This window comes from Cellulophaga sp. 3_MG-2023 (assembly GCF_030546975.1).
GTDB lineage: Bacteria > Bacteroidota > Bacteroidia > Flavobacteriales > Flavobacteriaceae > Cellulophaga.
The window spans coordinates 642902-659747 of sequence record NZ_JAUOPS010000001.1; the positions used below are offsets into that span (position 1 = coordinate 642902).

At 30.7% G+C, this 16846-nt stretch carries 7 protein-coding genes; 5 read left to right on the top strand and 2 right to left on the bottom strand.

Annotation, left to right across the window (positions count from 1 at the left end; genetic code table 11):
- The first annotated feature begins 51 nt into the window (after positions 1–51).
- Genes Q4487_RS02640 through Q4487_RS02660 form a run of 5 tightly spaced genes read left to right on the top strand, consistent with a single transcriptional unit; the run spans position 52 to position 11363 of the window.
- Positions 52–3405: a VCBS repeat-containing protein gene (locus tag Q4487_RS02640; protein WP_303544515.1), complete on the top strand. Its 3354-nt coding sequence runs from the start codon at positions 52–54 to the stop codon at positions 3403–3405.
- On the top strand, positions 3402–5174 hold the full coding sequence (locus Q4487_RS02645; RefSeq protein WP_303544518.1) for a glycoside hydrolase family 36 protein: 1773 nt from the start codon (positions 3402–3404) through the stop codon (positions 5172–5174). The genes Q4487_RS02640 and Q4487_RS02645 overlap by 4 nt, the downstream gene beginning before the upstream one ends.
- A gap of 4 nt (positions 5175–5178) precedes the next feature.
- Positions 5179–6834: a solute:sodium symporter family transporter gene (locus tag Q4487_RS02650; protein WP_303544521.1), complete on the top strand. Its 1656-nt coding sequence runs from the start codon at positions 5179–5181 to the stop codon at positions 6832–6834.
- A gap of 31 nt (positions 6835–6865) precedes the next feature.
- On the top strand, positions 6866–10036 hold the full coding sequence (glpK, locus tag Q4487_RS02655) for a glycerol kinase GlpK (RefSeq protein WP_303544524.1): 3171 nt from the start codon (positions 6866–6868) through the stop codon (positions 10034–10036).
- Entirely contained in the window at positions 10017–11363 is a 1347-nt protein-coding gene (locus Q4487_RS02660) for a vanadium-dependent haloperoxidase (protein ID WP_303544527.1), read from the top strand. The genes glpK and Q4487_RS02660 overlap by 20 nt, the downstream gene beginning before the upstream one ends.
- 545 nt (positions 11364–11908) lie before the next feature.
- On the opposite strand, the gene Q4487_RS02665 is transcribed toward Q4487_RS02660, so the two are convergent.
- On the bottom strand, positions 11909–14932 hold the full coding sequence (locus Q4487_RS02665; protein WP_303544529.1) for a S1 RNA-binding domain-containing protein: 3024 nt from the start codon (positions 14930–14932) through the stop codon (positions 11909–11911).
- Positions 14932–16773 (bottom strand): NACHT domain-containing NTPase, encoded by a 1842-nt coding sequence (locus Q4487_RS02670; protein ID WP_303544532.1) that lies wholly within the window; start codon positions 16771–16773, stop codon positions 14932–14934. The genes Q4487_RS02665 and Q4487_RS02670 overlap by 1 nt, the downstream gene beginning before the upstream one ends.
- Between the last annotated feature and the right edge of the window lie 73 nt (positions 16774–16846).

The following is a 16846-nucleotide window of genomic DNA, read 5'->3' on the forward strand; positions in this document are numbered from 1 at the left end:
TAAGAGCCAAGTTTTTATAACTTGGCTCTTATAACTAAACTCTTTATTATTTTGAAATATCCAATCTTTTATTGCGCCATTCTAACATTACTTTTCTCTTGTTCTAACCAAAACAAAGAGGAACGTTTTACGTACGTTACTACCAGTGACTCAAACCTAGATTTTAATAATACTATTATAGATAATGATAGCTTAAATATAGTTACGTTTCAATACATATATAATGGTGGAGGCGTTGGTATTGGCGATTTTAATAATGATGGTTTACAAGATGTTGTCTTTACAGGAAACCAAGTATCATCTAAAATATACTTAAATAAAGGCAAGCTTACTTTTTTAGATATTTCTGAAGAGGCCAATTTTACTACCAATTCTTGGGTAACAGGTGTTGCAATTGTAGATATTAATGCAGATGGTTGGGATGATGTTTACTTAAGCGTTGGCGGACCAAATTGTAATAACGACTGCAATAACTTACTTTTTATTAATCAAAAATTAAACAAAAATGGTGTACCAACTTTTAAAGAAGAAGCAGAGGCATACCAATTAAACGATCCTAGATACAGTCAACAAGCTGTATTTTTAGATTATGATTTAGATGGTGATTTAGATGTGTTTATTGGTCATAATGGCAAGGTTCGCTTTTCTCAAAATTCACCAGTACCAAAACATTATATGCCAAAAGAATTGGCAGATTATTTACTACGTAATGATAGTAAAAAAGGAGTAGACCATCCTATTTTTACAAATGTTTCAGATTCTTTGGGCATTACATATCAAGGGTTTTCATTGGGTGTAAGTGTACAAGATATTAATAATGACAATCTACCAGATATTTATGTTACAAACGACTTTTTAACAGAAGATTTAGTGTACCTAAATAAAGGTATGGACACTACAAATAACAAGCACAGAGGTTTTTCTGAAATAAATAAGAAATTTTTAAGTCAGCAAACCTATAATGCAATGGGTGTAGATATTGCAGATGTTACCAATAATGGATATCCAGATGTGCTGGTCTTAGATATGTTTCCTGAAAACTACAGCAGACAAAAAAGTATGTTAGGGACTATGAACTATGATAAGTTTTTAACCTCTAAAAGAAATAACTACACACCGCAGTTTATGCATAATTCTCTGCAAATTAATAACGGATTATTAAAAGATTCTATTTTAAAGGCTAGTGAAACTAGTAATTTGTCTGGTATTGCTGCCACAGACTGGAGTTGGTCTCCTATGATGGTAGATTTTGATAATGATGGTGATAAAGACATATATATTACTAATGGCTATGTAAAAGATATTACAGATTTAGATTTTATAAATTACTCTAAGCAGAGTACTATTTTTGGCTCAGAAGATTCAAAAAACAAAAAATTATCGCAACTAATAGCTAAAGCTCCAGGTGTTTTTGTTCCAAACTATTTTTATGAGAATAACAATAGCTTAAAATTTACAGATGTTAGTACCAATTGGGTTTCTCCTAAAAACTCTTTTAGTAATGGTGCTGCCTTTGCAGATTTAGATAATGATGGAGATTTAGATATTGTAGTAAATAACATAAATCAAAATGCATTTATTCTCCAAAATAACACAACAACTTTAGAACCACAATCTAACTTTTTAAGGCTAAAGCTTAAAGGAACATCAAAAAATAAAAAAGCAATTGGCGCAAAAGTAAATTTGTGGTCTAATGGTGTATTGCAAACGCAATACCAGTCGCTTACACGTGGTTATTTATCGTCTGTAGAACCAATTCTTCACTTTGGTGTAAAAACTACAAAGGTAGACTCTCTACAGGTTATATGGCCAAACAATTTGATTTCTACTTTGTATAACCCTAAAATTAATTCAGTTTTAGAAATCGATATTTCATCAGCTAAAGAAAACAATATAAAAACAGTTGCAACAGCAACTATATTACAAACCAATACATCTATTTTACCATTTACACATAAAGAAAATAGTGGACACGATTTTGTTTCTCAACATTTGTTAATGCGCCAATACTCTAAATTTGGACCGTGTATAGCGGCTGCTAACGTAGATTTAAAAGTTGGAGATGAGCTTTTTATTGGTGGTAGTAAAGGAGAACCTTCTACTGTATGGACACAGAATAAGGACGGAGTTTATCAAATTACTCAAAAATTAGATAGTATTTATGAAGATACTGCGGCTAGTTTTATAGATATAGATAATGATAATGATTTAGATATTTACGTAGCAAGTGGAGGGTCTGAGTTTGCTGAAAATTCACCTGAATTACAAGACAGAATTTACATTAACAACGGAAAAGGAGTTTTTTCCTTAGCTACTAATAATTTACCAAAAATAACAAATATTGGGTCTTGTATTGCTGCAAATGATTATGATAAGGATGGCGATATAGACTTTTTTATAGGTAGTAGATTGGTTAAAGGCCGTTACCCAACAACACCAGAAAGTAGCTTGTTACAAAATAATTCGGGCATTTTTACTGCTATTAAAAACGATGCTTTAACAAGCATTGGTATGGTTACAGATGCAACGTGGCAAGACGTTAATAATGACGGTTGGCAAGATCTAATTGTAGTAGGAGAGTGGATGTCTATTTCAATTTTTATAAATAACAATGGTACCTTAAAAAAGAGCACTCCTAACTGGGTAAACGCTGCTAATAAAGCCACAGAAGTTTTGGGTTGGTGGAACACCATTAAAGCTGGTGATTTTGATAATGATGGCGATATAGATTTTATTGCAGGTAACCAAGGAGAAAATAGTTTTGTTTGCCCTAAAGAAAATAAGCCGGTATACGTATACAATAAAGATTTTGATAACAACGGAAGTATAGACCCTGTTGTTGCGCAATATTTTAACGACCCAACAAAAAATAACGTTTTACTTCCTGTACAAACTAGAGATGATGTTATGAAACAATTGGTTGTTTTAAAACAAAAATACAATAGCTATAAAGATTTTTCTAAACCAGATTTTGTAACACTATTAGATATAAAAAATTTAGATGAAGAAACGCTTAAAGCAACCACTTTTGCTAGCAGTTATATAGAGAACTTAGGCAATAACACTTTTAAAATAACCAAATTACCACAAGCTTGTCAGCTTGCTCCAATAAACGACATTCTTGTTAAAGACATAAATAACGATGGTTATTTAGATGCCCTTCTTGTTGGTAATGACACTACAGCAGAAACAATTTATGGCACAACAGAAGCTATAAAAGGAGTGTATTTAAAAGGTAGTGAAAATGGATTTAAAGTAGTAAACACTGCTAATTCGGGTTTCTACGTACCACATCAATCTAACCATATAATAGAAGTAAATACAAAAGATAACAACAGCTTATTTATTGCAACGCAAAACAATACAAAAACACAAAACTTTACAATTAATAAAAATATAAAATGATAAAACAAACGACTATCATTTCTGCTGAAGATATACAAATAGAGGGTAATACAAGTAATTTTATTACCACAATAACCAACTTGTCTACACAAGACCAAGTAACTATATTTAATATTAGTATAAACGCTAAAGAAGCACAAATACCAGGACCAATTTCATTAAAATGGAAAATTCCTGCACATAACGTTAAAGGTGTTTGGAAACCTACTACAGATTTTAATAAAAGAATACAAGCAGATTGGGAGTTGCAATTTATGGAGTCTCGCGTTTCTATAGACGCACCAATTATTAGCTTATTTGGTAATGACGATACAAACACGCATACTTTTGCGTGTTCTAATGCCATAAATATGCTTGAGTTAAATGCACAAATTAGAGAAGAAGATGATTGTTTTTACTGTTTTGTAACACTCTTTACAGAGCGTCATTTTCCTTTAAGTGAATTTAATATGCAACTTAGAATAGATGCTAGAGATATTCATTTTTCTGATGTATTAAAAGATGTTTCTAAATGGTGGGAAACTTTTGATGATTTACAACCTACAAGCGTACCAGAAATTGCAAATGCTCCTTTATATTCTACTTGGTACAATTTTCATCAAAATTTAGATGAAGACCTTTTAGAAAAAGAATGTAAAAAGGCTAGCGAATTAGGGTATAAAGCTATTATAATTGATGATGGTTGGCAAACAAACGATGGCAACAGAGGTTATGATTATACGGGAGATTGGTTGCCAGAACGTATTACCAAAACAAAAGAGTTTGTAAGTAAAGTACACGCTACAGGTTTAAAAGTAGGCTTTTGGTATTCTGTACCTTTTTGCGGAAAAAAATCTAAGGCATACAAACGTTTTAAGGGCAAGTTTTTAACAGAAAACCACAGATGGGCTCCTGTTTTTGATCCCAGATACCCCGAGGTTAGAGATTATTTAATAAACATTTACAAATCGGCTTTAGTTGATTGGAACTTAGACGGATTTAAATTAGATTTTATTGATGATTTTAAGTTTTACCCAGAAACTAAAAAAGAAATTACCACAGATATGGATTATACGTCTGTTAATGAAGCGGTAGATAGACTGCTTTTAGACGTTATAAGTACTTTAAAAGCAATAAAACCAGATGTTTTTGTAGAATTTAGACAAAAATATACAGGTCCGGCTATGCGTAAATATGGTAATATGTTTAGAGCTTTTGATTGCCCTGGAGACGCAACTATGAACCGTATTAGAATAGCAGATATTAAAATGCTAGCTGGTAATACTGCGGTACATTCTGATATGATTACCTGGCATAATGATGAGCGTTTAGAAGTAGCAGCTTTACAACTTGTAAATACTTTGTTTGGAGTGCCACAATTATCGGTTTTATTAAAAGATGCTCCACAAGAATTTTTAAATATGATTGGTTTTTATACCAAATATTGGAATAAAAATAAAGAACTGATTACAACGGGTAATTTTACACCTTTTAAGCCTTTAGCTAATTACCCTGTAAAGCAAGTTGTAAACCAAAATAAGTTGCTTTTAGGGGTTTTTGATGATTATGTGGCACAAATTAACAGTAAAACTCAATATATAGATATTTTAAACGGCAAGCTTTCTACTAGTTTAATTGTACAGAATATGCAAGATTTAGGTACATATACAGGAACAATTTACAATTGTGAAGGTACCGTAATAAGTACCAAAAAGTATGCTTTAAATAAAGGAATTTTAGCTGTAGAAATTCCGTCTTGCGGATTACTTAGATTAACACAAAAACAATAAAATTATGGATACACTTTCTATTATATCATTCTTAGGGTTTACCATTTTAGTAGGTTTTGTAGCGTGGTATGCCACAAGAAAAACCGATGAAAGTACTGCAGACGGATATTATTTGGGCGGTAGAAGTTTAGGAGCCATTACTATTGCAGGCTCCTTACTACTAACCAATTTATCAGCAGAGCAAATAGTAGGCTTAAACGGACAATCTTTTGCAGAAGGTGTATTGGTAATGGCTTGGGAAACATTGGCTGCAATTGCAATGATTTTTACAGCAATTTACTTGTTACCTAAGTATATGCGTTCTGGTATAACTACAATACCAGAGTTTATACAAGACAGGTTTGATGGGCAAACAAAAGCCATTTTATCTATCTTATTTTTAATAGCATTTGGTGTGGTTTTATTGCCAACCATTTTATACTCTGGTTCCTTGGCTTTTAGTACTATGTTTAATTTATCCGAAACACTAAATATTTCTCAAGGAGCTGTAATTCAGCTTTGTGTTTGGTCTATTGGTATTATAGGTATTATTTATGCTATTTTTGGTGGATTAAGGGCTGTGGCTATTTCAGATTTAGTTAATGCTATTGGGTTACTAATAGGCGGTCTTTTAATTCCAATTTTTGGATTAATGGTAATTGGTGATGGTAGTGTTACAAACGGTTTAGATATTTTGTGGACCAGTAACCCAGAGAAGTTTAACGCCAAGGGTAGTGTTACTTCTTCTATTCCTTTCGGGACTATTTTTACGGGTATGATGATTGCTCAAATGTATTACTGGGGAACCAACCAATCTATATTACAGCGTGTTTTTGGTGCAAAAAGCTTAAAAGAAGGTCAAAAAGGAATGATTTTAGCCGGATTTGTAAAATTCTTAATTCCAGTAATTGTGGTTTTACCTGGTATTATTGCATGGCATTTATTCGAGGGGAATTTAGAAAACGCAGATCAGGCATACCCGGCATTAGTGCGTAAAGTATTGCCTGGTGCTTATTTAGGTTTCTTTGCTGCGGTATTATTTGGTGCTATATTAAGTTCTTTTAACAGTTTATTAAATAGTAGTGCCACGCTTTTTGGATTTGATTTATATAGACAGTATTTTAGTAAAAATGCATCAGACAGCCAAACAGTAAGAGCAGGTAAAATATTTGGTTTTTTCCTAGCTATTGTATCTATATTAATTTCTCCTTTAATAGCAAATGCTCCTGATGGTTTGTTTGCGTATATACAAGAATCTTTAGGTAGTTTAAGTGTGCCTATTTTAGCGGTTGTTACAATGGGGATTGTCTCTAAAAAAGTACCTGCAATTGGTGCAAAAATTGTGCTTATTGGTGGTGTTATAATGTATTTGGTGAGTCAGTTTGTACTAAGCCCATATTTTGTGAATAAAGCACTAAAAGACGCTGCACTTTTTGGTATCACAAATACAGAACAACTTGCAATAATTAAAGCAGAAGCATATCCACATTTTTTACATATTATGGGGATTTTATTTGTAGTAAATAGTATTATAATGTTAATAGTAGCCAAAATAAAACCAAAACAAGATGAGTATATTCCAAAGGTTACAGAGGAAATAGATATTGTACCTTGGAAATATGCAAAAATTATCGGTTTAATAATTACTATCTTAGTATTAAGTACATACCTTATTTTTTAAGCAACGCAGTAACAATCAGATTTTATAGAGAATGGAAAAAAAATATGTAATAGCATTTGACCAAGGGACTACAAGCACTAGAACAATCATTTTTGATCAAAAAGGTGGTATAAAAGCCATTTCTCAGAAAGAATTGACACAGCATTATCCACAATCTGGTTGGGTAGAACATGATCCTGTAGAAATTTATAAAGATCAATTAAGTACGTTTTATAAAGTAATTGAAGAATCTGGAATTTCTCCTGAAGAAATAGCATCTATAGGTATTACCAACCAAAGAGAAACTACCGTTGTTTGGGACAGAAATACAGGAGAACCTATATACAACGCTATTGTTTGGCTAGACAAGCGTACAACGCCTATTTGTGAAGATCTTAAACACAAAGGGTATACTTCATATGTAAGAGAACACACAGGCTTGGTTATAGATTCTTATTTTTCTGCCACCAAAGTAAAATGGATTTTAGATAACGTAGAAGGTGCAAAAGAAAAAGCAAATAGGGGAGAGCTCTGTTTTGGAACTATAGACAGTTGGTTAATTTTTAAATTTACTAACGGAGAAAAACACCTTACAGATCATACAAACGCATCGCGCACACTTGTGTATGATATTAAAAATTTAAAGTGGGATGATACATTGCTTAATGCATTAGAAATTCCTAAAAGTATGTTGCCAACGGTGCAAAAATCATCGTCGGACTTTGGAAACGTGGAGTATAAAGGAACAAAAATTCCTATTTATGGTGTTGCCGGTGATCAACAAGCATCATTATTTGGACAAGGAGGTTTTAAATCTGGTATTGCAAAAAACACTTATGGTACAGGATGTTTTATGTTGCTTAATATTGGTAAAAAACAAGTGGTTTCTACCAAAGGATTATTAACTACATTAACGTGTAGCCTAGATTCTGAACCTATAAAATACGCTTTAGAAGGTAGTATTTTTGTGGGTGGCGCATCTATACAATGGTTAAGAGACAGACTAGAGCTTATAGATAATGCTGCAGATACCGAAGAAATTTGCAACAGTATTCCGCCTTTAAAAAGTGTGTATGTTGTACCTGCTTTTGCTGGTTTAGGAGCTCCGTATTGGGATGCCAATGCAAAGGGTAGTATTTATGGGATGACGTTAGATACAGGTAAAAAAGAACTTATAAAAGCCACCGTAGATGCTTTAGCCTACCAGACTAAGGACGTTATTGATGCTATGATTGAAGATAGCAAAAAAGAAATTATAACACTAAAAGTAGATGGTGGCGCTAGTGCCAATAACTATCTAATGCAGTTTCAGTCTGATGTTTTAAATGTAGAAGTTGACCGACCAAAAATGATTGAGGTTACTGCTTTTGGTGCTGCATTATTGGCTGGTATAAAAGCTAATTTTTGGAACAAGGATAACATTTCTGAAATAAGAGAAATTGATACTGTTTTTAAACCAGAGATGAAATCTAAAGTACGAAACAAAAAGTACAAAGGATGGCAAAAAGCGGTAGAAAAAACAAAGAGTATTACCAAAGCTAAACCAAAAAATAAGCCTTTACGTTTTTCTATTTTAGACAGACCTAAACAGTTAAAAAAAATAGTTTCTAAAAAGTTCGATTTGATAGTTATTGGAGGTGGAGTAACAGGTGCTGGTATTGCTTTAGATGCATCGTCTAGAGGTTTAAATGTGTGCTTGGTAGAGAAAAACGATTTTGCTTCAGGTACCAGTAATAAGTCTACTAAATTAATACACGGTGGTTTACGTTACCTAAAACAATTAGAAATTGGTTTGGTAAGAGAATCTGGCTCTGAGCGTGCTATTGTACACAAATTAGCACCACATTTAGTTGTACCAGAAAAAATGCTTTTACCACTTATAGAGGGTGGCACATATGGTAAAATGATGACATCTGTTGGCCTAAAAGTGTATGATATGCTAGCAAATGTTGGTGGTGATGACCGTAGGAGAATGTTAGATAAAAAGGAAACTTTAGATAAAGAACCTTTATTAGATGATGCTGTTGTTTTAGGTAGCGGATATTATGCAGAATACAGAACTGATGATGCCAGACTAACTATAGAAATACTTAAAAAAGCAACCGAATTTGGCGCTACTATTGTAAATTATTGCGAAATGGAATCTTTTGTTTATGATAGCGAGCAAAAAATTGAAAGCCTAAATTGTATTGATAAAAACACAGGTAAAAGACTAAATATTACAGCACGTAATTATGTTTCTGCTGCTGGCCCTTGGGTAGATACTTTACGTAAAAAGGATGCGTCTATGAACAACAAACATTTACACTTAACCAAAGGTGTACATATTGTTTTTCCGCACGAAAAATTACCTATTAAACAGTCTGTTTATTTTGATGTAGAAGATGGCCGTATGATTTTTGCCATTCCGCGTGGTAGATCTACTTATGTTGGCACAACAGACACTAATTATGCGGGTAATTTAGAAAGGGTAGTGGCTACAGAAGAAGATGCTGAGTATTTACTAAAGGCTACAAACCACACATTTCCAGATGTAAATTTAACTTTAAACGATATAGAGTCTAACTGGGCAGGTTTAAGGCCACTTATTCACGAAGAAGAAAAAGATCCGTCTGAATTGTCCAGAAAAGATGAAATTTTTGTTTCAAAAAGTGGCTTAGTTTCTATTGCTGGCGGAAAATTAACTGGATACAGAAAAATGGCGCAGCGTGTTATAGATACGGTTTTAAAAACCATTCCTGAAAAGAAAAAGAAGCATTTAAAAAAATCTATTACAGAAGATATTGCATTGGTAACCCCAACAATGACTTCTGCCAATGAGGTTGTGGCGTACCAAAAGGAATTAGAAAACGAACTACTAAAAATAGGAATAGAAGACAGTTATTACGCTTGGTATTTATGCACAACATACGGCAAAAAAGCTTCTGCAATTTTAGAGAAAATAAGCTTTTTTAGAACTGGTAATGCCTTAGAAAACCTAATAAGAGCAGAACTTTGGTATTGTGTAAATTATGAAATGACCAATAGTCTTGCAGATTTTTTTGTACGCAGAACAGGGCGTTTGTACTTTAACATTTCTAGTATTTCTACGTTTATGGACATTGTTGTTAAGGACTTTGTAAACTATTTGGATTGGGATGATAAAAGAGTAATTTTAGAGAAAGAAAAAATGCAATTGTTGTTAAATGATGCAGAAACATATTATGCAGAAGATTTTAAATAAAAAAAGCAAAAGTTTAGTCCTTGTATTGTTAATAGTATTCGCTGTTTTACAATCATGTACAAACAAGGATCAACCTATAAAAGTACCTGTAGATGTGTACTTTAGTGCTGTAGATAAAATTACAGAAACTATGATTCATGATATATTTTCACCACCTGTGGCTAGTAGAATATATATGTACCCAAATGTTGCTGCTTATGAGATTATAACGCAAAACAATACCAAATACAGCTCTTTAACTACAAAAATTAAAAGTTTACAGCCTATACCAAAAGCAACTAAAGATGTAAATTTAGAGGTTGCTGCGCTTGTGGCATATATAGATGTTAGTAAAGAGCTTATTTTTAAAGACAATATTGTAACTACGTATGCAGATAGCCTTTTTACAAGTTGGGAAAAGACCAATACAACAGAGTTTACGGTGTCTAAGGCATATGGTTTAAAAGTTGCTAACCGCGTAAAAGACTGGCTACACAAAGACAATTATAAAGAAACCAGATCTTTTGCAGGGTATGAGGTTACTACAGATAATCCTGGTAGGTGGCAACCAACACCACCTGCGTATATGGATGGTATAGAGCCACATTGGAATAAAATAAGACCAATGGTTTTAGATTCTGCTTCGCAATTTAAACCAATTAGGCATCCTGAGTTTTCTATGGATCCAGAAAGTACATTTTATAAAGAATTACAAGAAGTATATACCGTTACTAACGAGATACGTAAAAACGGAGATACGTCTGAAGAAGTAGAAATTGCAAAGTTTTGGGACTGTAATCCGTATGTATCTACTAGCAAAGGCCATTTAATGATTGCCACAAAAAAAATTACTCCAGGTGCACATTGGATAGGAATAACAAAAATAGCGTGTAAACAGCAAAAGCTAGACTTTACAGCTGCTGTACACGCAAATACAATAACATCTATAGGTATTTTTGATGCTTTTATTAGTTGCTGGGATGAGAAATACCGTAGCAACTTAATTAGACCCGAAACTCTAATTAACAATACTATAGATAAAGAATGGACACCATTATTACAAACGCCGCCTTTTCCAGAGTACACAAGCGGACATTCTGTAGTATCTGGCGCATCTGCAACCATTTTAACTCAGTTATTTGGAGATAACTTTAGTTTTTCTGATGATACTGAAACTCCATATGGTTTACCAGTACGTAAGTTTAGTTCTTTTAATAATGCTGCTAAAGAAGCTGCAGTTAGCAGATTATATGGTGGTATACATTACAGAGCTGCAATAGACAATGGTGTTGTACAAGGCCAAAATGTAGGCAAACACATACTAGAAACACTAAATTTAACTAAATAAGTTATTGTACAAGAATTAGGAGTGTAACAGTGGTTCTAAATATTCTATTTTACATAATATAAATTATAAGGCATTTTATAACAATTAGGAAATAGCGTATTTCAGCGATATTTTACATAATTAATGATATAATTGCCTTTAGGCCACAATATACAGTAATTATGTAAAGCTAATTGTGGCTTAGTTAGACTAATTTAGATGTGTAGCTATAACTAGTTGTTAAGTAAAATTAAAATAGATTATCACAAAAAGTTATAAAATTATAATTAAACCTATAATTATCACAAAACACACACTGCTCATAATTTGCGTATTCTGTAATTAGGTACAGAAATTTTTAAATACGCGATTCTCGTGGATTAACGTTTTATGAAAAAATCAGCACAGTGAAAAACTTACTACTGCTTAAAACTTAATTTTAGTATAGTCTTAATAATTGTATTTGGATAGACTAAAATATGAACGCTCACTTCACCTATTGATTTACCAAAAATTTTCTAAGGTCTAAATCAATTCATAATTATATTAACTTTTGAGAATTAATATTAAGAGCTATAGGTTTTTGTATGAGAAACAATAAGCCTAGATTTACTACTATCTATTTCTAATAATTTAAATTTAACTATATCTTTCTTTTTAACAGGATTCCCGTCCCTCTTTTTCATATGCCTAGAAGGACAAATAACAGCGAGATTGCTATTGCCTTCAATTTTTATTATACCAGTTCCATTATTTGTTTTAAGTACAATTCCTTCAAAAATATCTCCCACTTTTATTTTTTTAAGAAAATCTAAATTTGGAGTTTTATTTTTTTGTTTAAACTTATAATTAATTTCTTTCTTTGTTGCTAAATTCAAACTTAAACTCAATTTTCGTTTAGAAGAATCTATAAAAATAACTTTTGATAATATTTCTTTCCCAATTTCAAGACTAGAAATTAAATTGTTAGGTATGTTTGACTTATGAGCAAAACCTTCAATACCTGGAAGAATTTCTATAACTGCACCAACAGATATCAATTTGCTTATTTTACCCTTTATTGTTTTTCCTTTATCTATTTTTGAATGAATAGTATTCCATGGATCTTGTTCTAATTGCCTAATACTAAGAGATAATTTCTGATTTCGCCTATCTATAGTTAAAATTTTAGCTTCAATTTCATCTCCTAAATTCACAAAGTCATTAGCCGAAATGGAGTGTGTTAACCAAGACATTTCTGAAACGTGAATTAATCCTTCAACACCTTTTTCTATTTCAATAAAAGCACCATAATCTGCTATAACTACAACCTTACCTTTAACTTTATCTCCAACTTTAATATTATTATCTAAAGTTTCCCAAGGATGTTGAGATAACTGTTTTAGACCGAGTTGAATTCTAGATTTGTTATCATCAAAATCAAGAACTACTAGATTTAATTTTTGATCTAACCTTACAATTTCATTTGGATGATTTATTCTAACCCATGATAGGTCTGTTATATGAATTAAGCCATCTATTCCTCCAAGATCAATAAATACACCATAAGAAGTAATATTTTTAACAATACCCTGCAGAACGAGCCCTTTCTCTAATTTCTTTATTAAAGAACTTTTATTTTTTTCATTTTGTTCTTCAATAATAATTCTATGCGAAACAACAGCACTTTTATATTGATGGTCGATTTTGACTATTTTGAAATCCATAGTTTTATCGATATATGATTCATAATCAGGGATGCTATAATTTTCAATTTGAGACCCAGGTAAAAAAGCTTTGTGACCTTGTATATCTACAAAGAAACCTCCTTGTGTCATAGATTGGATAGTACCTTCAATTATTTTACCTTGATTATAAATATCTATTAATTCTTCAAACTCTTTTTCTTTATCTTTAGTTTTAACGTAAGTTTCATTAAATATAATTGGCCTTAAATCTTTTAAAATATTCCAAAATTTATCTTCTTTAAAGTCAAGTTTAATTGGAGTGCTTAATGTTGAAGGTAATAGTCTACTAAATACAGGGATATACTGTCGTTTACGGAATGGAGAAAATACCTTTAAAAGGTTAAAAGCTTCATTTGCTAAAAACAAATCGATACATGAAAAAAAGGAGTTGATTTTAAAACTATTTAAAAGATTGTAAATCGATTCATTATATGGGATTAAATTTATTACACTTCCTTTATTTGAACTAGAGTAATTTAATTCAGAAATAAGAAATAAATTGGTTTCTGATACACTATCCAACCCTGATTTTTTGTAATTTTCTTTTACAGGATTCTTTTTTAAAAACGAATGATATACATTTGAATCTGAATTTTTTTTAAATGATTTTTTATTTGTAAATCCAAAAAGATTATCCTTGATTAATTCACTCTTTTTTAAATCCTCATAATTTTGCTCACTTATGAATTCATTTATATAACAAGGATTTAATTCAACGCCAAAACCATTAATTAATGCACTAACAATTTCACCTTTGATAGGTGTAAAATTATTATATTCTTTAAACCACATAAACCCTTTTAAATTAAACCTTAAGCTATCAATTAAATTAATAAATCGTTTTAATTCAGTAGTCTTTTCATGTTCGTTAAGAAATTCTAATTGAAAAACTAACAATTCAAGATATTCATTAGAAGATTTTATAAAATGATGTAAAATTGCTTTTTTAATAATTTCATCTGCTTCTTGAAGTTTTTTAATATTAACCTCAATACTATTCAATAATGAATTTATTTCATGTTTAAAATTATATTCTTCAAATTTATAATTGAATTTTTTCAAAAAACTCAAAAGCTCTAAATTTTCTAGTTTACCGCTTTCTAATTTATTAATTGTTGACAAAATTACTTTCTCATATTCAGTTTTGGAAAGATCTAATTCTTTGAATCTTATGAACTCAATAATTAAAATAGAAATTAAAAAAGAATAATTACTATCAGTACCTGATTTTTGTATTTTCTGTGATAACTGCTCTAAATTTTCCAAAAAATCTTCAGATAAAAAAAATATTTTTGGAGAATAAGCTAAGTTCCGAAGAAAAACATATAAGAAATTTCCAATATTATCAGAAACGTTTTTCATATATAAATTAGAAAAGTATAAAAAAAATGTTTCTAATTCACTTGTGCTAAATTCATCAATAACTAACCAAAATGCTCTATCAATAAATTTATCTAAATATGTTTTATAGCATTCATTGAGAAACTTTTCAATAATGAGCATAAGTTCTATATGAAAACCTAAATCTTTAATTGCAATTATAGCCTCTCTAAACTCGTAAGAATATATTTTTGGGACGTGAGGATTTTTAGTTTCTTTTGATAACTTAGTGTTCGAGTGGTTAACTCTTTCTAAAACCCATTTTTCTAAAATTTGTGCAAAAATATTCTTTGTTTCTTCACTTAACTTTATTGAATGAGATGTTCTGGTAATCTCAGTTGCTAGTGTCCAGGAACCTCGGTTAAATATCGATTTTACGAATTCTATCTTTTTATCTTCGGTTAGATCTTCAGAAAAGAATCTTAAGACGCTATGAGAACGTTTGTCCGACGGGTCATGTATATTTAAGGCTGCTTCAAACATTAATGTAACTCAAATTTTAAGTAATGCTTTACAAAAAATTCCATATAACTCTGATGATAAAATTGAATATATTCGTCATGTTTTGATAGTATTTCTAATTCATACCCAATTCTCATAATATATCCAGCATTATATTTTTCAAGTCCGAATTCATCAGCAGCTTTGATTAAAAGCTTTTTAAAAGAAAATTCATGTATAGGTACATTTGATTTATCATTAGTAATCCAGATATAATTTGCTGTGTAAGCCAATAATAATTTAAAATTATTAATATTTAATAAGGGATCTTTTTTTTCATCTTTTTCCCTTCTCAACAATGTGTCTAGAAATTTTTCAATTATTTGACCTTCTTTCTCTGGAAGATCATTATCTATTTTTATTATTTCTATTGCTCTTGTTAAAACTAATGGGCGAAGTAATAATTCTTGTATCCCAGTTTTTGATTTAAGTGTATTCAATACTTTTTCCGATAGTTCATTTGATCCATAACAGTATTTTTCAACAAACTCTTGAATTTGATTTTCATTTAGTTTTTCAATTAAATATGTTGGTACATTGAACATATTATTTTGATAACTATCAAATTCATAACGATCAGAAATAACAATCGAAAGTTCAGGATAGTCATCAATCAATGAACCAATTTCCTGCAACTTCATTTTTTTGGATTCTCTATTAGAAATTATTTCATTCACACCATCAAGGAAAAGATTTAAATCATTCGTCCCTAATAACTCTTCTGTATAACTTTCTTCTGTATTAATTTTTTTGGAAATATTTTCAATTATTGATTCACCTATTGATAGATTAGTTAGTGAAACAATAACAGGTAATTTTGAGGTCATTTTGTTACTTTGCCATTTCAGCGCATCTCTATAAAACAAATATTCTAAAGTAGTAGTTTTACCTGAACCACCTTGTCCAAGTAACCTTATTCTTCTAACTTGTTCTGTAACAAGAGTATCAGTCAGAATACTTTTCCCTGGGTTTCCATCTACTGTTGTAAGTTCTTTTAAGTTCAATGACACAAACTTTGAACTCTGTTTTTTATACTTTTCAATTTCAGAATCGATATAACTTCCAAAATCACGAGTTCGTAAATTAACTATTCTAATTGCATTAACTAATTCTTTCTTTAAGAAGTCAACAATCCATAATTCAGCAATTAATGTTGAATGCAAATTCCCAATTAGTTTTAACCTTGAAGGATTAGGTGCTTGATGACTCTGCTCGTTTTTTAATATTATTGCCTTTAATAAACAAAGCTTAAAATCATTTTGGTATTTACTGTTTAATTCTGTATTATCTATATCAGTATATTTATCAAAGTTTAAACTTGAAGGATATAATCTAACGTAAGTCTTTTTTCCTGTTTCTCTATTGATTTTGTATTTGGGTTTCCCATTTTCTATTTTTGCAAATTGGGCTTCATAAACGTCTGCGCCATTATTATCATAATATATAGGTTTAACCTTGTTTAATCTAGAAAGAAAAGGTGTTAAAGCATGATATTTTGAGGAATCCAAATGATACTCAGTATCTATCGATGCACTTTCTTCAATTATATAATATATTTTTTTTATAAATTGTTCAAAGTTTTTACAGAAAGCTCCTATAGCAATTTCATTTATTTTGTTTTCAACAAAACATTGATTAAGTGTATCCATTACTATATTCCCTAATCCTTCTAAATCATCTTTATGTGGAATGGAAATACTATACTTAAGGATTTTCAAATATAAATCTACACTTTCTTCTACATTAAAAGCAGGGTCAATAGTATTAACCGTTGATTTTATTTCCTTTGTTAGATTTTTTTTAATTAAAATCAAATCAGTCATATTATTTGAAATTTATTGTTATCCATAATTTTAAGAGCATATTAAAATTATTTATTCTTAATATACATAGAAA